16 protein-coding genes, 4 tRNA genes and 1 pseudogene are annotated in these 18,046 nt (G+C 61.8%); 8 read left to right on the forward strand and 13 right to left on the reverse strand.

The window, feature by feature from the left end; all coding sequences use genetic code 11:
• Nucleotides 1-111: 111 nt before the first annotated feature.
• The 4 genes from FS767_RS12665 to FS767_RS12680 form a co-directional block, all read right to left on the reverse strand.
• Nucleotides 112-187, reverse strand: a tRNA-Gly gene (locus FS767_RS12665).
• A 2-nt stretch (nt 188-189) separates the two neighbouring features.
• A tRNA-Glu gene (locus tag FS767_RS12670) sits at nt 190-265 on the reverse strand.
• 92 nt (nt 266-357) lie between these two features.
• A tRNA-Gly gene (locus FS767_RS12675) sits at nt 358-433 on the reverse strand.
• A 4-nt stretch (nt 434-437) separates the two neighbouring features.
• Nucleotides 438-513, reverse strand: a tRNA-Glu gene (locus FS767_RS12680).
• A gap of 325 nt (nt 514-838) precedes the next feature.
• Between FS767_RS12680 and FS767_RS12685 the strand changes: the two genes are divergently transcribed.
• On the forward strand, nt 839-1,606 hold the full coding sequence (locus FS767_RS12685; protein WP_023535381.1) for a hypothetical protein: 768 nt from the start codon (nt 839-841) through the stop codon (nt 1,604-1,606).
• 55 nt (nt 1,607-1,661) lie between these two features.
• On the opposite strand, the gene FS767_RS12690 is transcribed toward FS767_RS12685, so the two are convergent.
• Entirely contained in the window at nt 1,662-2,144 is a 483-nt protein-coding gene (locus FS767_RS12690; RefSeq protein ID WP_058605774.1) for a GAF domain-containing protein, read from the reverse strand.
• Nucleotides 2,141-3,031: an ATP-binding protein gene (locus tag FS767_RS12695; RefSeq protein WP_144965977.1), complete on the reverse strand. Its 891-nt coding sequence runs from the start codon at nt 3,029-3,031 to the stop codon at nt 2,141-2,143. The genes FS767_RS12690 and FS767_RS12695 overlap by 4 nt, the downstream gene beginning before the upstream one ends.
• 194 nt (nt 3,032-3,225) lie before the next feature.
• Between FS767_RS12695 and FS767_RS12700 the strand changes: the two genes are divergently transcribed.
• On the forward strand, nt 3,226-5,580 hold the full coding sequence (locus FS767_RS12700) for a response regulator (RefSeq protein ID WP_144965979.1): 2,355 nt from the start codon (nt 3,226-3,228) through the stop codon (nt 5,578-5,580).
• On the opposite strand, the gene FS767_RS12705 is transcribed toward FS767_RS12700, so the two are convergent.
• A complete protein-coding gene (locus FS767_RS12705) occupies nt 5,570-6,058 on the reverse strand; it encodes a glutathione peroxidase (protein WP_144965981.1) in 489 nt (162 codons plus the stop codon). The genes FS767_RS12700 and FS767_RS12705 overlap by 11 nt on opposite strands.
• Before the next feature lie 13 nt (nt 6,059-6,071).
• On the reverse strand, nt 6,072-6,467 hold the full coding sequence (msrB, locus tag FS767_RS12710) for a peptide-methionine (R)-S-oxide reductase MsrB (protein WP_025338187.1): 396 nt from the start codon (nt 6,465-6,467) through the stop codon (nt 6,072-6,074).
• Nucleotides 6,468-6,634: 167 nt separating this feature from the next.
• Between msrB and FS767_RS12715 the strand changes: the two genes are divergently transcribed.
• Together FS767_RS12715 and htpX are read left to right on the forward strand one after the other, a co-directional pair.
• A complete protein-coding gene (locus FS767_RS12715) occupies nt 6,635-7,846 on the forward strand; it encodes a pyridoxal phosphate-dependent aminotransferase (RefSeq protein ID WP_058605778.1) in 1,212 nt (403 codons plus the stop codon).
• Nucleotides 7,847-8,115: 269 nt separating this feature from the next.
• Entirely contained in the window at nt 8,116-9,003 is an 888-nt protein-coding gene (gene htpX, locus FS767_RS12720) for a protease HtpX (protein ID WP_023535364.1), read from the forward strand.
• Between the two features lie 79 nt (nt 9,004-9,082).
• On the opposite strand, the gene FS767_RS12725 is transcribed toward htpX, so the two are convergent.
• A complete protein-coding gene (locus FS767_RS12725) occupies nt 9,083-9,733 on the reverse strand; it encodes a thiopurine S-methyltransferase (protein WP_144965983.1) in 651 nt (216 codons plus the stop codon).
• A gap of 100 nt (nt 9,734-9,833) precedes the next feature.
• On the opposite strand from FS767_RS12725, the gene FS767_RS12730 reads away from it, so the two are divergent.
• Nucleotides 9,834-10,601 carry a class III extradiol ring-cleavage dioxygenase gene (locus FS767_RS12730; RefSeq protein WP_144965985.1) on the forward strand — a complete coding sequence of 256 codons (768 nt, stop codon included), beginning with the start codon at nt 9,834-9,836 and terminating at the stop codon, nt 10,599-10,601.
• Nucleotides 10,602-10,666: 65 nt separating this feature from the next.
• Here FS767_RS12730 and FS767_RS12735 read toward each other — a convergent pair.
• Nucleotides 10,667-12,372, reverse strand: a pseudogene (locus FS767_RS12735) (DEAD/DEAH box helicase).
• Nucleotides 12,373-12,768: 396 nt separating this feature from the next.
• On the reverse strand, nt 12,769-13,524 hold the full coding sequence (locus FS767_RS12745) for a spermidine synthase (RefSeq protein ID WP_078479397.1): 756 nt from the start codon (nt 13,522-13,524) through the stop codon (nt 12,769-12,771).
• Nucleotides 13,525-13,636: 112 nt separating this feature from the next.
• On the opposite strand from FS767_RS12745, the gene FS767_RS12750 reads away from it, so the two are divergent.
• Complete coding sequence (locus FS767_RS12750) at nt 13,637-14,983, forward strand: class II 3-deoxy-7-phosphoheptulonate synthase (RefSeq protein WP_144965987.1); 1,347 nt, start codon at nt 13,637-13,639, stop codon at nt 14,981-14,983.
• A gap of 39 nt (nt 14,984-15,022) precedes the next feature.
• Here the strand turns inward: FS767_RS12750 and FS767_RS12755 are convergent, their stop codons facing one another.
• Nucleotides 15,023-15,241 carry a DUF1127 domain-containing protein gene (locus FS767_RS12755; RefSeq protein ID WP_144965989.1) on the reverse strand — a complete coding sequence of 73 codons (219 nt, stop codon included), beginning with the start codon at nt 15,239-15,241 and terminating at the stop codon, nt 15,023-15,025.
• Between the two features lie 97 nt (nt 15,242-15,338).
• On the opposite strand from FS767_RS12755, the gene FS767_RS12760 reads away from it, so the two are divergent.
• On the forward strand, nt 15,339-16,190 hold the full coding sequence (locus tag FS767_RS12760) for a LysR substrate-binding domain-containing protein (protein WP_023535366.1): 852 nt from the start codon (nt 15,339-15,341) through the stop codon (nt 16,188-16,190).
• Between the two features lie 11 nt (nt 16,191-16,201).
• On the opposite strand, the gene FS767_RS12765 is transcribed toward FS767_RS12760, so the two are convergent.
• Nucleotides 16,202-16,951 (reverse strand): sulfite exporter TauE/SafE family protein, encoded by a 750-nt coding sequence (locus FS767_RS12765; RefSeq protein WP_144965991.1) that lies wholly within the window; start codon nt 16,949-16,951, stop codon nt 16,202-16,204.
• 114 nt (nt 16,952-17,065) lie between these two features.
• Here FS767_RS12765 and FS767_RS12770 point away from each other — a divergent pair, with 114 nt between their 5' ends.
• Nucleotides 17,066-18,019 carry a LysR family transcriptional regulator gene (locus tag FS767_RS12770; protein WP_144965993.1) on the forward strand — a complete coding sequence of 318 codons (954 nt, stop codon included), beginning with the start codon at nt 17,066-17,068 and terminating at the stop codon, nt 18,017-18,019.
• Nucleotides 18,020-18,046 lie beyond the last annotated feature (27 nt).

An 18,046-nucleotide genomic window follows, 5' to 3' on the forward strand; every position in this document is an offset into this window, starting at 1 on the left:
TGGGCGTGGTTGACAGTGGAACTGAGCAGCTTTCGCTAGACATTCCCCAGGGCTAAAACCCTGTTGAATCAATAACCTACAGACTTTGGTGGACGTCTATAGATGAATAATTGGAGCGGGAAACGAGACTCGAACTCGCGACCCCGACCTTGGCAAGGTCGTGCTCTACCAACTGAGCTATTCCCGCAATGGCGTCCCCTAGGGGACTCGAACCCCTGTTACCGCCGTGAAAGGGCGGTGTCCTAGGCCACTAGACGAAGGGGACACACAACACTTTTCAGTGCACCAGCACCTGAACCTCACGATTCAGACTGGATTTTTATTTCCCGCCCCGCCGTTAAGCGTTGCCGGAGAACTTGGAGCGGGAAACGAGACTCGAACTCGCGACCCCGACCTTGGCAAGGTCGTGCTCTACCAACTGAGCTATTCCCGCAATATGGCGTCCCCTAGGGGACTCGAACCCCTGTTACCGCCGTGAAAGGGCGGTGTCCTAGGCCACTAGACGAAGGGGACACGCTGCTGGCATTACTGCCTGCTTTCACTTCCTGCTGCGTTCTGCTGTGTGCTTTACGCTGCAAGTGGCGCGCATTCTATGGAGGGATGGATAGGCCGTCAACCCTTTTGTAGAAATTTATTTAAATCAATGACTTCCCGCCCTGCCGTCCCAGCTCGCCCATGCGTTAGACAAAGCCCGAGCTGAATTTCTAACGTCAGCGACGCATAAATGTGCCAGCATTCAGCCACTGGGCAAACGGCCGATAATGAACACAGGCTGTCAGGGATTATCCAACCTCGCCCCTACACTCAATGATGCAATCCATTTCATGAGGCATTCACGGTGACACCACTACTGATCACCCTGCTCGTCGTGGCGGGTATCGCACTGCTGATTCTGATTGGCTACCTCAATAACGTGGTCGAGAACGGCAAGCTCGAGCGCGCTCGATTGAAGATCGAACTGGCCGATCGCCTGCGTCGCTGTGGCGAAATCAGTGAAACCTTCCCCGGCCAGTACATGACTCCTGGGCTCAAATTGCTGCTGACCCGGCTGGAACTCAATGTGAACCAGCGCCAGCTTGCCCTGGACAAGCACAATGCCGACATCAAGGCGCGCATCGCTGAAGTAGAAGCGCTGATCGCCAAGGGCGAGCAGATACCGGTCAACAACCCACCCAACCCGATTCTGACCGAAGCCAAGGCCAAGGACGTGCGGTTTCTGCTCGAAGCCTTGCACAACCAGATCACCCGCGCCGCGCAGGAAGGCTTCTTACCTGCTCTGGAAGCCAAGCACTGGCTCAAGGAAATTCGCCACATCCTTGTATTGCTGCATATCGAGTTCTTCAACAACCTCGGCCAGCAGGCCTTGCAGAACGAACAGCCCGGCCAGGCCCGCCTGGCCTTCGAACGGGGCGTGCAATACCTGCGCAAGCAGCCCGAACCGAAGGTCTATGAAGAGCAGCTGACGTACCTTGAAAAACTGCTGGCGCGGGTGAACGCCCAAGTGCTGGATCAGCTGGCGCCGACCGAAGACGAAGAAAACGAGCTGACCGAAGGCTTGAAAACCGACGACGAGGAAACCTGGAAGAAGAAGGCGATGTACGACTGAACATCTTGCCCATACCGGCGGCTCAGGCATGCCGCCGATACCGGCTCAGGGGCGATCAGCAGTCAGTCAGTTGCAGGAAAATCGCCGCCAGCTGCTCAAGCCCCGCCTGATCGGCCTCACTGAAACGCCCAACCGTGGGGCTATCCAGATCCAGCACGCCCACCAGCCTGCCCTCCTTGATCAGTGGAATCACCAGCTCGCTGTTGGACGCGCTGTCGCAGGCTATGTGCCCGGCAAAGGCATGCACGTCCTCTACCCGCTGGGTTTGTCGAGTGGCTGCCGCCGTGCCGCATACGCCTTTGCCAAAGGGAATGCGCACGCAGGCCACCTGGCCCTGGAACGGGCCGAGCACCAGCTGTTCATCGCGATTGATGTAGAACCCCGCCCAGTTCAGGTCTTCGATCTGGTGATAGACGAAGGCCGAGAACTGCGCGGCGTTGGCGGTGAAGTCACGCTCGTCGGCGAACAGCGCCTGGACTTGCGCCGCCAGCAAGGCGTAGCCGTCCAGGCCAGCACCACTGGCATTAAGATCGATCATCGGGTTTGCTCCAGCAATTGCAGCCCGACCCAATAGCGGGCGAACTGATAGGCACATCGGCCATTACGATTACCGCGGCCAGTAGCCCAGCGCACGGCGAGTATGTCCAGGGCTTCGTCACGCTGCCAGCGCAGCCCGGCCGGGCGCGCGAGCTGGCCGATCCAGTGCTCGACCACATCGAGGAAGTGCTCCTGGCTGAAGGGGTAGAAAGACAGCCACAACCCGAAGCGGTCGGACAAGGCGATCTTGTCTTCCACCGCTTCGTTGGGATGCAACTCGCCATCGACCATCTGCCAGTTTTCGTTGTCGCTCTGTTTCTCCGGCACCAGGTGGCGGCGGTTGGACGTGGCGTACAACAGGACGTTGTCCGGGGCCTGCTCCAGCGAGCCATCGAGTACGCTCTTGAGCACTCGGTAGTCGCCTTCGCCTGCCTCGAACGACAGGTCGTCGCAGAACAGGATGAAGCGCTGCGGCAATTTCTGCAGTTGCTCGACCACCCGCGGCAGGTCGGCCAAATGGTCGCGTTCGATTTCGATCAAGCGCAGCCCCGCCTTGGCGTGCTCGGCCAGCAGCGCGCGCACCAGCGAAGACTTGCCCGTGCCGCGCGAGCCCCACAGCAACGCGTGGTTGGCGGGCAGGCCATTGATGAACTGATGGGTATTGCGGCCAAGCTGGTCACGCTGCTGGTCGACGCCGATCAGGTCGCTCAGGCGGATATCCAAGCTGACCTCCAGCGGCATCAGGTAGCCACTGCGGCCGTCGCGCTGCCAACGGGCAGCCAGGGTCGCGGACCAGTCGATCTCCGGACGCGGTGCCGGCAGCAGCGGTTCGAGACGGGCCAGCACCGTTTCGGCGCGGTCCAGAAAAGCAATCAAGCGGGCGTCCATGACGACTCCTACACATTCGAATTCGGGTTGGCGGGTGGCCCGTTATCCTTGACCCGCCCCGTACAGTCGCAACGGCACGTAGCACCGAGCCATGACGTACAAGGCTATTGAGCAATGAAACGGCCAGCCCAGGCGGTCAGCCTGATCAGGGCTGAATATGTGACAGACCCGCCAGCAGCCGCGATCGATCGGCTATGCTTGCGCAGCGCAAGGAATGTGGAACCGGCTCGGGACTCATGGATATCAAGTTCACCAATCGCCTGTCATACAAGCAAGCCCGGTTGACAGTCCTGGTTGGCTTCATCCTGGGAACATTGCTCAGTCTTGTCCAGATCGGCATCGATTATGCCAGCGAAGACGCCTCGATCAACCGCGAAGTGCGTGCGCTGCTGCAAATCAGCCACAACCCGGCCTCGCGCATTGCCTACAACATCGACTCGGAACTGGCACTGGAGTTGACCCGGGGGCTTCTGGAGTCGCCTGCCATCGTGCGTGCACGGTTGATCGACAACAACGAGACGGTGCTGGCCGACGTGGAGCGACCGCGACTCGAAGACCGCTACAGGCCGATCAGCGACTTTCTCTTCGGCGATCATCGCCAACTGCGCGACCCCCTGTTTCTCACCCACATGCCCGACGAGTACCTGGGCACGCTGTACCTGGACGTGGACACCTACCCCTTCGGCCGGCGTTTTCTCGACCGCGCCGGCCTCACCCTGCTCAACGGCTTTGCCCGCAGCCTGGTGCTGACAGGCCTGTTGCTGGCACTGTTCTACATGATGCTGACCAAGCCGTTGGTCACGGTGATCGGTGCGCTGAGCGGCGGCGATGCGCGCAAGCCCATGCAGGGACGACTGCAATGCCCGCCCGGTCATGAGCACGATGAAATCGGTGTGCTGGTGAAGGTGGCCAACCAGCAGTTCGTCAGCATGTCCACCGAGATCGAGCAGCGCCGTACGGCCGAGAATCGGCTCACCCAGTACCTCAACGAGCTGGAGAATATCGTTGCGGCCCGCACCGACGAACTCAAGGCGAGCAACGACAACCTCAGCCTGACCAACCAGGAGCTTGAGCAAGCCCGGCGGCGGGCGCTGGACATGGCCCATGCACGGGCGGCGTTCCTGGCCAACATGAGCCACGAGATCCGCACGCCCCTCAACGGGATGCTCGGCATGATCGCCCTGGCGCTGGACAACCCACTGCCGGGCGAGCAGCGCCAGCAGCTGGCCATTGCCCATGATTCCGGCAAAGTCCTGGTCGAATTGCTCAACGATATCCTCGATCTGTCGAAATTCGATGCAGGCCAGCTTGAGCTCGAACACATCCCCTTCGACATGGCGACCTTGGTCGAGGACACCGCCAGCCTGCTGTCGCAGAACGTGGCTCAAGGGGTCGAACTGACCTGCCTGATTGCCCACGACTTCCCGGCAAGCGTGTTGGGCGACCCCACGCGGGTGCGCCAGATCGTCGGCAACCTGTTGTCCAATGCCTTGAAATTCACGCGCTTCGGGCGGGTGGACGTAAGGCTTGAGCCAATGATCGGCGGCGTGCGCCTGGAAGTCCGGGATACCGGCATCGGCATCCCTGAAGATGCGCAAGCGCGTATCTTCCAGCCCTTCACCCAGGCCGGCGCAGGCATCACGCGTCAGTACGGCGGTACCGGCCTGGGCCTGGCCCTGACCCGTAACCTGTGCAAGGCCATGCACGGGCATCTGCATATCCGGTCCCAGCCGGGTTTTGGCAGCCGCTTCACCGCAGAGCTACCCCTCAACGCCTGCGCCAAGGCCGATGCGCCCGAGCCTTTGCACGCCAGCGTGGCTGCACTGACCGCAGCGGGCAGTGGCCTGCATGAGCTGATGCTTGGCCTGCTACCGGCCTTGGGCCTGGCGTATGCACGTCACGACGGCATTGAGACCGTGGCCGGCACAACCGACCTGCTGATCCTCGACGATGTGCAAGCGCTGGCCGAAGTGCGCAGGGTTTCGCAGATACCCATTCTGCTCGTCACTGCCTACGGCAATTTCCTGCCCAGTGAACAGGCGTTGGCCATGGCCCCCCTGCATCAGCTCGCGCGCCCGCTGACCCGGGGGGCGCTGTACCAGACGCTGCATCGGGTATTGCAAGGACACGATGCCGAGCACCCATTGGCAACCCCGCCCACCGCTACAGCCAAAGGCCGGGCACGCATCCTGCTGGTGGAGGACAACCCCGTCAATCAACTGGTGGCCAAGGGCATGCTGGCAAAGCTGGGGTGTCAGGTCGAATTGGCCACGCAAGGTGTCGAAGCCCTGGCGCGGCTTGAGGAGCAGGCCTTCGACCTGGTGCTGATGGACTGCAACATGCCGGTGATGGATGGCTACGAGGCCACCCGGCACATCCGTGAGCGCGGCCGTTGGCCAGGGCTGCCGATTGTCGCACTCACCGCCAATGCAATGCCCGAGGAGCGCGAGCGATGCCGGGCGGCCGGCATGGACGATTACCTGGCCAAGCCGTTCCGGCGCGAGGATCTGCTGGCCGTGGTCGATCGCTGGGTACCGGTCAGCGGCTGAGCAGGCGCTCTATGTCCGCCTCCAATGCCTGCGGCTTGGTGGTCGGCGCATAACGCACCACCTGGCCGCTGACCGGGTCGAGCAGGAACTTGGTGAAGTTCCACTTGATCTTCTGGCTACCCAGAATGCCAGGCGCCCGCTGTTTGAGCTCGGCGAACAAGGGATGGGCACCTGGGCCGTTGACCTCCACCTTGCGAAACAGCGCAAAGCTCACGCCGAAATTGCGCTGGCAGAACTGCGCGATATCACGCGCCTCACCCGGCTCCTGCTTGCCGAACTGGTTGCAGGGAAAGCCCAGCACCATCAGCCCCCGATCACGGTACCTCTGCCACAGCTGTTCCAACCCGGCGTATTGCGGCGTGAAACCGCACTGGCTGGCGGTGTTGACCACCAGCACGGCCTTGCCTGGGAAGTCGCCCAGCTTCTTGTGCTCGCCTGTAATGGTGACACAGGGAATATCCAGCAGCGATGCGGCCATGTTCGAGCTCCGGTCAGTCACGGGGGCGCAAGTCGATGCACACCGAGTTGATGCAGTAGCGCAGCCCGGTCGGTGGCGGCCCGTCGGGGAACACGTGGCCCAGGTGAGCATCGCAGCGGGCACAGGTGACCTCGGTGCGGATCATGCCGTGGGACGTGTCGCGGATCTCGATCATCGCGCTGTCCTCGATGGGGGCGTAGAAGCTTGGCCAACCACAGCCCGAGTCGAACTTGGTCTGGGCATCGAACAATGCCAACCCGCAGCAGATGCAGTGATAGATGCCGTCGCGGCGCTCGCTGTTGTACTTGCCGCTGAACGGCCTTTCGGTACCTTTCAGACGGCACACCTGGTATTGCTCGGGGTCGAGCATCGACCGCCACTGTTCCAGGGTTTTCTCGATCTTTTGCATGGGGCTACCTCGGCAGGCTCAATTTCACCCTGCGCCGTCTTTTCCGGGGCGCGGGTGGCACGTATATTAGTTGGCTTCGTGTGCAAGGCGTTCAGTCTCGCACCCGCTTTGTGCCCTTACAAACCTTTCGGCCGGGCATAGCGCGTTTTCTCAATCGGGATTCCATCATGCAGTTCAGCAAATCGAACAAGCTCGCCAATGTGTGCTACGACATTCGCGGCCCTGTGCTCAAGCACGCCAAGCGCCTGGAAGAGGAAGGCCACCGCATCCTCAAGCTGAACATCGGCAACCCGGCGCCGTTCGGTTTCGAGGCGCCCGATGAAATTCTGCAGGACGTGATCCGCAACCTGCCTACCGCGCAGGGCTACAGCGATTCCAAAGGCCTGTTCAGCGCCCGCAAGGCGGTGATGCAGTACTGCCAGCAAAAGGGCATCGAAGGCGTCGGCATCGAAGACATCTACCTGGGCAACGGCGTGTCCGAGTTGATCGTCATGTCGATGCAGGCCCTGCTGAACAACGGTGACGAGGTGCTCATCCCCGCCCCCGACTACCCCCTGTGGACGGCAGCCGTAAGCCTGGCCGGTGGCAAACCGGTGCACTACCTGTGCGACGAGCAAGCCGACTGGTTCCCGGACCTGGAGGACATCAAGGCCAAGATCACCCCCAACACCAAGGCATTGGTCATCATCAACCCCAACAACCCCACGGGCGCGGTCTACTCCACGGAGCTGTTGCGGGGCATGCTGGAACTGGCTCGCCAGCACAACCTGGTGGTGTTCTCAGACGAAATCTACGACAAGATTCTTTATGACGAAGCGGTGCACATCAGCACGGCCTCCCTGGCACCGGACTTGCTGTGCCTGACCTTCAACGGCCTGTCCAAGTCCTACCGCGTGGCAGGCTTTCGCTCCGGTTGGCTGATCATTTCCGGGCCCAAGCACCATGCCCTGAGCTACATCGAAGGCATCGACATGCTGGCCAACATGCGCTTGTGCGCCAACGTACCGGCCCAGCACGCCATTCAGACAGCACTGGGTGGCTACCAAAGCATCAACGACCTGGTGCTGCCGCCAGGGCGCTTGCTGGAGCAGCGCAACCGCACCTATGAACTGCTCAACGACATACCTGGCGTGAGCTGCGTCAAGCCCATGGGCGCGCTGTATGCGTTCCCGAAGATCGACCCGAAGGTCTGCCCGATCCTTAACGACGAGAAATTTGCCTTGGACCTGCTGCTGTCCGAGAAGCTGCTCATCGTCCAGGGCACTGCGTTCAACTGGCCTTGGCCGGACCATTTCCGCGTGGTGACACTGCCCCGCGTAGATGACCTGGAAGCAGCCATCGGGCGAATCGGCAATTTCCTCAGGACCTATTCGCAGTAAGCACACGCGCCGCGGGCGCTCACAATTGGCTGAAATCGTGGTTGAAGCTGTGAGCGCTGGCGAGCCCGCCTTAGGAAAAAGAGCAGCCTCGCGCGCGCCGTAGCATGTTTCTTACATCCTGCAATGCTCTCTCCCACAGCCGGCTTCCCCTCCTCTGCCATACTGCGGCTTACACAGTTTGAAATAGTCCGTCGATTGAATCCCGGCGGCAGGCCCCTTATATACCCCGCAGTAAGCGACAATTCATCCGTCAGGAGAACGTAACAACCATGATGCGCATTCTGTTGTTTGTGGCCACCAACCTTGCGGTGGTGCTGGTTGCAAGCATTACCCTGAGCCTGTTCGGTTTCAACGGGTTCATGGCGGCCAACGGGGTCGACCTCGACCTTGGCAGCCTGCTCGTGTTCTGTGCGGTGTTCGGTTTCGCCGGCTCGCTGGTTTCGCTGTTCATCTCCAAGTGGATGGCGAAGATGAGCACCGGCACCCAGATCATCAGCCAGCCGCGTACTCGTCATGAGCAGTGGCTGCTGCAAACGGTCGAGGAGTTGTCCCGCGAGGCTGGCATCAAGATGCCGGAAGTGGGTATTTTCCCGGCCTATGAAGCCAACGCCTTCGCCACCGGCTGGAACCGTAACGATGCGCTGGTAGCGGTCTCTCAAGGCCTGCTGGAGCGTTTCTCGCCCGATGAAGTGCGCGCGGTGCTTGCGCACGAGATCGGCCACGTTGCCAACGGCGACATGGTCACCCTGGCGCTGGTCCAGGGCGTGGTGAACACCTTCGTGATGTTCTTCGCCCGGATCATCGGCAACTTTGTCGACAAGGTCATCTTCAAGAACGAGGAAGGCCAGGGTATCGCCTACTACGTCGCGACCATCGTGGCCGAACTGATTCTGGGCATTCTGGCCAGCATCATCGTCATGTGGTTCTCGCGCCGCCGCGAGTATCGCGCAGACGAAGCCGGTGCTCGCCTGGCTGGCACCTCGGCCATGATCGGCGCCCTGCAGCGCCTGCGCGTGGAGCAGGGCCTGCCGGTCCACATGCCCGATACGCTAAAGGCCTTTGGCATCAATGGCGGCCTCAAGCAGGGCCTGGCCGGCCTGCTGATGAGCCACCCGCCGCTGGAAGACCGCATCGACGCACTGCGCCGCCGCGGTTGATCCGCCCCACCCTGCAAAAGGCGGCTTCGGTCGCCTTTTTTGTGAGTGCTCGATAACGCGGCAAGGCTGGGTGACGGTTTCAACGGCTGACTCGATAGACCCTCTCCCACAAGCTCGAGGCACCCGCCTGCACGAACTTCGGGCTCTGCTCGATCACCTGCACCGCCTCAAGCTCATCCACTTGCCAGCCGGCGAACCTTTGCCGCAACGCGTCGTCGCTCACCGAGAACGGCGGCCCGGCCACCAGCGCCTGGTCATAGTCCAAGGTCACCACCAACCCCTGGGTGCCGGCAGGCAACAAAACCGCTAGCGCTCGGACATACTGCTCCCGCATCGCCGAAGGCAAGGCGATCAAGGCCGCTCGGTCGTAGAGCGCAGTACAGTCACCCACGTCGCTGCGCGACAACGCAAAAAAGTCGCCGCACCACAGCTCTATCGCCCCATGGCGCCAGACTTCGAATGCACCTGTGTGTGAAACCTGTGCCTCAAGCCCCTGCTCACGGAAGAAATCCTCCACTGCCCGACGAGACAACTCCACACCCATCACGCGGTGCCCCTGCCTGGCCAGCCACAGTACGTCCAAGCTCTTGCCACACAAGGGCACCAGGACCTTGCTGTTGGCTGCCAGATGCAAGCCAGGCCAATAGGCCTGCAGGTAGGGGTTAACCTGGGCTTGATGAAAGCCAATCTGATTGTCGGCCCACCGCTGCTGCCAGAATGCCGGTTCCATGTTTGCTCCCGATTATTCGATGGTTCATAGCCATAACTTGATTTGGATTCGATCAAGGCTTGGCCGAAGATGCGTGCATCTTAACCCTCAGGACCCTGCCATGCTGCCCAGCTTGTTCATCTCCCACGGTTCACCCATGTTGGCACTGCAACCCGGCGCCAGCGGGCCTGCACTGGCGCGCTTGGCCCAACAGCTGCCTACGCCACGTGCGATCGTGGTGGTATCGGCCCACTGGGAAAGCCGCGATCTGGCGGTAACGAGCGGCGCAAGGCCGGACACCTGGCATGATTTTGCTGGCTTTCCTGCAGCGCTGTACGCCGTGCAGTACCCAGCACCGGGCGATCCGGACCTGGCGCGACGTATCTGTGAGCGTTTGCAGGCGGCCGGGCTACCCGCTCACCCAGACGCCGAGCGGCCATTCGATCATGGCGCCTGGGTACCGTTATCGCTGATGTATCCGCAGGCACAGATCCCGCTGGTGCAGGTGTCCTTGCCCAGCCATTTGGGCCCCACGGTGCAGGTACGCATTGGCCAGGCCCTGGCCGGGCTGCGCGAAGAGGGTGTCCTGCTGATTGGCTCTGGCAGCATCACGCATAATCTTGGAGAACTGGACTGGCAGGCTGGGCCAGACAAGATGGCACCGTGGGCGCTGGCCTTCAGGAACTGGATGGTTGAGAAGTTGCAGATCGACGACTCCCAGGCCCTGCTCGACTACAGGGCGCAGGCGCCGTTTGCAGTGCGCAACCATCCAAGCGATGAGCATCTGCTGCCGCTGTTCTTCGCCCTAGGCGCGCGCGGGGCTTTTGGTGTGGTGCACCAAGGCTTTGCCTTGGGTGCGCTGGGGATGGATATCTACCGATTCGATTAGGCAGCGCCTGATTGCTTGCAAAAAAAATCCCCGACCTAGGCCGGGGATTTTTCACTGCTTGGGGATCAATCTTCGCGGTAGCGACGCAGCTTGAGCTGCTTGCCAGCGACGCGAGTATCCTTGAGCTTGGTCAGCAGCTTCTCGAGGCCATCTTCCGGCAGCTCGACCAGGCTGAAGCTATCACGCACCTGGATGCGACCAATGGCATCACGCGCCAGGCCACCTTCGTTGAGGATGGCGCCCAGCAGGTTCTTGGCGGCGATACCGTCACGTGCACCCAGGGCGGTACGGCAGCGTACGCGGCCTTCTGCCAGCGGCAGTGGCGCACGACGCTCGCGCTCGCCACGGTCCGGGCGCTCGCCACGTTCGGTGCGCTCGCCACGCGGTGCGAAGCTTGGCACCAGCGGCTGTTCGCGTTCTACCGCTGCCAGGTCCAGGGCTTGACCATTGGTGGCCTTGCGCAGCAGGGCAGAAGCCAGCGCGCGAGCGCTGCAGCCCAGGTCGGCGGTCAGGCGGTCGAACAGCTCACCGTGGGTGGCTTCGGCTTCGGCAACCAGCGGCGCCAGGCTGTTGGTCAGCTTCTTGATACGGGCATCGAGCACCGCCTGGCCGTTGGGCAGGCGCGCTTCGGCAACTTTCTGACCAGTCACGCGCTCGATCACCTGCAGCATGCGGCGCTCACGGGGCGTCACCAGCAGCAGTGCGCGACCTTCGCGACCCGCACGGCCGGTACGGCCAATACGGTGCACGTAGGACTCTGGATCGTACGGCATGTCGACGTTGAAGACGTGGGTGATGCGCGGCACGTCCAGGCCACGGGCAGCGACGTCGGTGGCGACGACGATGTCCAGGCGGCCATCCTTGAGCGAGTCGATCACACGCTCACGCTGGTTCTGGGCGATGTCGCCGTTCAGCGCAGCAGCCTTGTAACCCTTGGCTTCCAATGCGGCAGCCAGGTCCAGGGTAGCCTGCTTGGTGCGCACGAAGGCGATCAGCGCGTCGAACTCTTCGACTTCCAGCAGACGCAGCACGGCCGGGATCTTCTGGTCGGCATGTACCATCAGGTGAGCCTGATCGATCGCGGTGACGGTCTGGGTCTTGCTCTGGATCTTGACGTGCTTGGGCTCACGCAGGTGACGTTCGGCGATCGAGCGGATCGACGACGGCAGGGTCGCGGAGAACAGTACGGTCTGACGCGTAGCCGGGATGGCATCGAAGATCACTTCGAGGTCGTCCATGAAGCCCAGCTTGAGCATCTCGTCGGCTTCGTCCAGTACCAGGTACTGCACGGTCGACAGGACCTTTTCGTCACGACGCAAGTGGTCGCACAGACGGCCTGGGGTGGCGACGACGATTTGCGCGCCGTTGCGGATGGCGCGCAACTGCGGGCCCATCGGGGCACCACCGTAGACGGCCACGACGTTCACGCCCGGCATCTGCTTGGCGTAGGTTTCGAAAGCGGTTGCAACTTGCAGCGCCAACTCACGGGTTGGTGCCAGGATCAGGGCTTGCGGCTCGCGCTTGCTCACATCGATCTTGTTGAGGATCGGCAGAGCGAAGGCAGCGGTCTTGCCGGTGCCCGTCTGCGCCTGGCCGATCATGTCGTGACCGGCGAGGATGATCGGGATCGATTGCTGCTGAATGGCCGACGGCTCTTCATAGCCGGTGGCCACGACAGCGGCAACAATGTTCGGATTGAGATCGAGAGCGGCGAAGCCGGCGATTTCCTGGGTCATGGGTCTGCCTCTAGAGTGCATCCGCAAAGACCCATGCTCCAAAGCTGCACAAGCCATGAAAGACCGACAGGTCACCCAGGCAGCTTTGGCGGCGGGGATTTGCGAAAACGATTGAAAAAGATACTTGGGAAGGTCCGCCTAGCGGACGTGCAGCCGAAGCTGGACTCGGAGGATTTGCACCGCCTGATTTTTGAGGCCCGCTAAAAGACCGGCGCGTACTATACCTGAAATCGAACGGGACGGGAGGAATTTTTTCAGGGCGCGGGGTTTGAGGAGGATGTCGGCTGGAGGTAGCTGAAACGATACATCTTTTGCACCTAAATGGCCGTAGCTTGGATTATCGCCAAGCAACTGAAACGCTACGGATTTGATGCTCAGGGCCTCTGTGTGACTGCGCAGCGGCCCGTGCAAGCTCATCCCACCGGCCCGGCTCAACTGGCCGGGCGAATTTCCTTGATCAACCCTTCAAGGCTATACCCCAGGCGTGGTGCCAGCGCCTCGGCCCGCGCCCGCAGCCCCGCCATGTCCAGGGTCTGCTCCAGATCGGCTGGCACCAGCACGATCACGTTGCCCTCCTTGACCGGCAACTCCCAGTAGTGGCGGTGGTACAACCCGCGCAGCAATGCCGCCCCAAGGGGCTTGCCCTCGTCGGTGGCCCACTGATTGATCACCAGCCAGCCGCCGGGGTTGAGGCGTTGCTGGCAGCCCTCAAGAAAATTCCAAGCCAGATGCCCGACGCCCGGCCCATGGTCGGTATAAAGGTCGACGAACAACAAGTCGGTCGTTTCCGCAGTCGGCAGCAATTGGACAGCATCACCAATGCGCACATATAGCCGTGGGTCATCATCCAGGCCAAGGTACTCCATGGCCAGACGTGGCACATCCGGGCGCAGCTCGATGGCCTCGATGTCTTCGAGGGGCAGAAACTTCATGCACGCCTGGGTGAGGGTTCCGGCGCCCAGCCCCAGGAACAGCGCACTTTCCGGCTGCTCATGGCAGAGCGCCCCTACCAGCATGGCGCGGGTGTAGTCGTACTCCAGCCAGCTGGGGTCCGCCGTGAACACGCAGCTCTGCTCGATGGCGTCGCCGAATTCGAGGAAACGGTAATCATCCACCTCGTACACGCTGATGACGCCAAAGGCGTCCTCCACGCGTGCCAGCAACCGTTCCTGCCGTTGCGCCACCATGTGCAAATCACCCCGCAAAAGCTGCATTGTCCGTCAACGCCCGTGCTGCAACAAGCACGGTGCCAGCTGTTACCATGGCTGCCAGCCTGCAACCTACATGACCGAGCCTGAAATGACCCAAACGTGGAGCCCTGACAGCTGGCGTGCCCTGCCGATCCAGCAACAACCCGTCTACCCTGACGCTGCGCACTTGCACAAGGTCGAGCAAACCCTGGCCAGTTACCCGCCGTTGGTGTTCGCTGGCGAAGCCCGCGAGTTGCGACGCCAGTTCGCCGAGGTGACCGAGGGCCGGGCGTTTCTCCTGCAAGGTGGCGACTGTGCCGAGAGCTTCGCGGAATTTTCCGCGGCCAAGATTCGCGACACCTTCAAGGTGCTGCTGCAAATGGCCATCGTCATGACCTTTGCCGCCGGTTGCCCCGTGGTCAAGGTAGGGCGCATGGCCGGGCAATTCGCCAAGCCTCGCTCGGCTGGTGAGGAGACTTTGGGCGGCGTTACCCTGCCCGCCTACCGTGGCGACATCGTCAATGGTATCGGCTTCGATGCCAAGAGCCGCATCCCCGACCCAGAGCGCCTGCTGCAGGCCTACCACCAGTCCACGGCCAGCCTGAACCTGCTGCGCGCATTCGCCCAAGGCGGTTTTGCCGACCTGCATCAGGTGCACAAGTGGAACCTGGACTTCATCGCCAATTCGGCGCTGGCCGACAAATACCACCAATTGGCCAACCGCATCGACGAAACCCTGGCGTTCATGCGCGCCTGCGGCCTGGACAGCGCACCCCAGCTGCGCGAGACCAGCTTCTTCACGGCCCACGAAGCCCTGCTGCTGAACTATGAACAGGCCTTCGTGCGCCAGGACAGCCTGACCGGCGACTACTACGACTGCTCCGCGCACATGCTCTGGATTGGCGACCGCACCCGCCAGCTCGATGGCGCACACGTGGAGTTCTTGCGTGGGGTGCACAACCCGATAGGGGTCAAGGTGGGCCCGAGCATGGACCCAGAAGCGCTCATCCGCCTGATCGACATCCTTAACCCCAGCAACGACCCTGGGCGCCTGAACCTGATCGTGCGCATGGGCGCGGGCAAGGTCGGGGACCATTTGCCGGGGCTGATCCGCACGGTCGAGCGCGAGGGCCGCAAGGTGCTGTGGAGTTCGGACCCGATGCATGGCAATACCATCAAGGCCAGCAGCGGCTACAAGACCCGCGACTTCGCCCAGATCCTGGACGAGGTTAAGCAGTTCTTCCAGGTGCACCAGGCCGAAGGCAGCCATGCGGGTGGTATTCATATCGAGATGACCGGGCAGAACGTCACCGAATGCATCGGCGGGGCTCGCCCGATCACCGAGGATGCCCTGTCGGATCGCTACCATACCCACTGCGACCCGCGAATGAACGCCGACCAGTCGCTGGAATTGGCGTTCCTGATCGCTGAAACATTGAAACAGGTGCGGCGCTAAACGACAGCCCCGAAACGCCAGACAAGGACACCGCTGGGCTCACTTGCACAGCGGGTCGTCCCAGAAGTGCCGCTCGATTTCCTGATGAGTATCGGCCCTGCTCAAACCCAGGTCGTGCAGCATGGCATCGCTCAGGCTGGCAAGCTGCTGACGCTGGCGGTGCAGCTCCAACCACCGGGTCACTCGCCCCCAGGTCGCCCGCCACAGCGGCCTGAACGAAATGACCGAAGCCTCTGCGCTGCTGATCGTACCTTTCATCGTGAAGCCCTCCGTTATCGATGGCTTCAGTCTCACGCGCCGATTAAGATCAATCCAACGAATGTTTCTTATGCCATGCATCTCGGAGATTGATGCAATGTCCCAGTACCAGAGCCTTGACGCTGACGTGTTACGCACCTTCGTTGCCATTGCCGAGCAAGGTGGCTTCACCCGGGCTGGTGAAGTGGTCAACCGCACCCAATCGGCCGTCAGCATGCAGATGAAGCGCCTGGAAGAAGATATCCTTCAGCGGCCCTTGTTCGAGCGCGAGGGGCGGCAGGTGCGCCTGACCGCCGAAGGTCAGGTATTGCTGGGGTATGCCCGGCGCATCCTCAAGCTGCACGGCGAAGTCTTCAACACGCTGCGCATGCCGCACATGGTGGGCTTGGTGCGTATCGGTACGCCGGACGACTACGCCATGCGTTTTCTGCCGAGCATCTTGTCCAGCTTCGCCAAAGCTTACCCCTTGGTTCAGGTGGAGGTGCACTGCGATACCTCACGCCAACTGATGCTGCGCAAGGACCTGGACCTGACCATCGTCACCCGCGAGCCCGGCAACGAGATCGGCCAACTGCTACGCCAGGAACGGCTGGTATGGGCCGCGGCCGAGGGCTTCTGCCCGCACGAGCAGCGCCCCATGCCACTGGCATTGTTCAACACCGAGTGCTTCTGCCGCGCCTGGACCTGTAACGCACTGGAAACCCAGGGCATCGACTACCGAGTGGCCTATACAAGCCCCAGCCTCTCAGCGATTTTTGCCGTGGTCACCGCAGGCTTGGCGGTGACCGCCCAGCTGCAGAGCCTGATCGGCGGCAATCTGCGGGTACTCGGCGAAGCCGAAGGCTTGCCTGAATTGCCGCTGGCCAACGTCATGCTGGTACGTGGCGGTCAGTCACCCTCCCCCATCACCGACTGCATGGCGCAGTACATCATCGAAGGGTTCAAGTGACACGCCTGCGGCTACAGTTCGAAACCCAGCATGACCGCACAGACCACCAGGAAAACGCAGAACATCGCCCGCAGCGCCTTTTCCGGTAAGGCGTGGGCCAACTTCACGCCCCAGCTGATGCTCAACAGCCCGCCTACCGCAAGCGGGATACCCACGCCCCAGTCCACACTGTGGTGCACGGCGTAGGTCACCAAGGTGACCAACGTACTCGGCGCGGCCAGGGCCAGCGACAACCCTTGCGCTACCACTTGGGTGGCACCGAACACGCTGGTCAATATGGGCGTGGCAACGACCGCGCCACCGACGCCGAACAATCCGCCCATGGTCCCGGCGAAGCTGCCGAGAACGCCAAGCCAAGGCCAGGGATGACGCAACTCGGTACTGGCAGGGCTGACTTTCATGAACATCCTGGCCACGTTCCAGATCGCCAGCGCCACCAGAAAGCCCACGAAGCCCAAGCGCATGGCATGTGCGTCCAACCCCACCGCCCAGATCGACCCCAACCACGCGAACACAAAGCTGCACAAGGACAGCGGCAAGGCATGCCGCAGCTCGATGCGGTTGCGCTGGTGATAGCGCCATAATGCCAACAGCACGTTGGGCACGACCATGACCAACGCCGTACCCTGCGCCAATTGCTGGTCAAGCCCGAACAACACGCCAAGGGCCGGGATGGCAATCAGGCCGCCACCGATGCCGAAAAGCCCACCCACGGTTCCCAGGGCGACACCCAATACGCCGTACAGCACCCACTCGATCATCAGCCTTCTACTTTTATCGTGCAAAGGGATCGTCATGCTAGCGGCTGCACGCTGGCAGCGAAACGCACAGCCACGCACAATGGCTGTGCGTTTCCTGCATAAGCGAATTTGTCCATGAACCCCGATGCATTGATCGATCAATTGAGCTTGTTTCTGGATGTACTGGAAACCGGGAGCTTCTCCGGCGCGGCCCGGCGACACCCGCTGACACCTTCAGCAGTTGCCCGGCGCATCGACAACCTGGAGCGAGCCCTAGGCAGCCGCCTGTTCAGCCGCAGCACCCACGCTGTGCGGCCAACGCCTGCAGGCAATGCGTTTGCCGAACGCGCCAGGCATGTCATCGATGAGTTACGCCTGGCCCGGGCTGAAGCGGTGTCGTTGAGCAATGCCCCGGAAGGCTTGATACGCATCGATGCACCGGCGGCCTTCGGGCGCCGTCACCTGGCACCGGCGATCGCCGATTTTCTGATGGCCTACCCTGGCCTTGACGTGCAGTTGCGCTTGATCGACAGCTTCGTCGACATGCACGGTAGCCATTTGGGGGAAGTCGACCTGGTGTTACGGGCAGGTCCGCTGGCCGATACACGCTTGGTGGCGACACCCCTTGCCGACATGGTGCGCATCGCCTGCGCCAGCCCCGCCTACCTGGCGGCACGGGGCTTGCCCAAGTGCCCCAGCCAATTGCCTGGGCATGACGGCCTGGACTGGGACGGCCTGGCACCCCCGTTCGCCTGGCGATTCGAGGTGGACGGCCAGACACGTCTGTACCGGCCATCGCGCATGCGCATGGTTGCCAACAATGCCGAAACCCTTCTGTTCGGCGCCCTGGCCGGGCTGGGAATCGCCCATTTGCCGACGTGGCTGACCAGTGAATACCTGCTGCGCGGGGAATTGATCGCGCTTTTTTGCGACGCTGGCTTGCCGCAACCGGAGACGAGCGGCATTTATGCACTTCGCCTTGAACATGAAACGAACTCTCGCAGCCGATTGCTGCTCGAATTCCTCAAGAGCCGCTTTAGCCCGGTCCCGCCGTGGGATCTGGCACTGCGCAGTGAATTACGCTGGTAGTAAGCGTACCCACCATCAGCGTGCTAG

Source organism: Pseudomonas sp. DE0010 (assembly GCF_007680745.1).
Taxonomy (GTDB): domain Bacteria; phylum Pseudomonadota; class Gammaproteobacteria; order Pseudomonadales; family Pseudomonadaceae; genus Aquipseudomonas; species Aquipseudomonas parafulva_B.